This window comes from Desulfovibrio sp. JC022 (assembly GCF_010470665.1).
In the GTDB taxonomy this organism is placed as follows: Bacteria; Desulfobacterota; Desulfovibrionia; order Desulfovibrionales; family Desulfovibrionaceae; genus Maridesulfovibrio.
The window spans coordinates 1-481 of sequence record NZ_VOPZ01000094.1 but is presented as its reverse complement, the minus strand read 5'-3'; the positions used below and the strand labels follow the sequence as shown (position 1 = coordinate 481).

1 protein-coding gene is annotated in these 481 nt (G+C 43.5%); it reads right to left on the bottom strand.

Annotation, left to right across the window (positions count from 1 at the left end; translation table 11 throughout):
* Positions 1-296 precede the first annotated feature (296 nt).
* Positions 297-481: hypothetical protein (locus FMS18_RS20595; protein ID WP_203544735.1), on the bottom strand; the 185-nt coding region annotated here is incomplete at its 5' end.

The following is a 481-nucleotide window of genomic DNA, read 5'->3' as shown; positions in this document are numbered from 1 at the left end:
AACCATTTCCAAGCTAACCCCGTTGCCCAATCAAGCAAATTCGTTCGAAATCAAAAACACCTAAATGCCATTTTCGAGCCGGCGACTTCGATCGGAAAATMTCGCCGTTCCTCCCGTCGTCCAGGCCACTTCCACCCATCAAACTGACCGCCACGGTGAGTACTACAAYATTCTTCCATCAATTTCATGATTCTCGTTCGATTCCGGCCAAATTCCGGYGAAGTCAAACTTYGCGCAGTAACGRGTTGTACCTTTGACCTCAGGGTTGACTGCGCATTGACCGCTTGTACCTTGGCCTAATTTTTAGTATTTTTCAAATTTAAATTATTTAAGGCATTTCTAATCCGATTTTCGATCCGATTCCTTCTACAAACTTGTTCCAAATAATATTTTGGACCTAATTCCAGTCTGGGTTGGAAAAGTTCAACTCGGGAATCCAAATCTAGTCCAAAATCGACACCGATACACCCCAAAGTGTGTA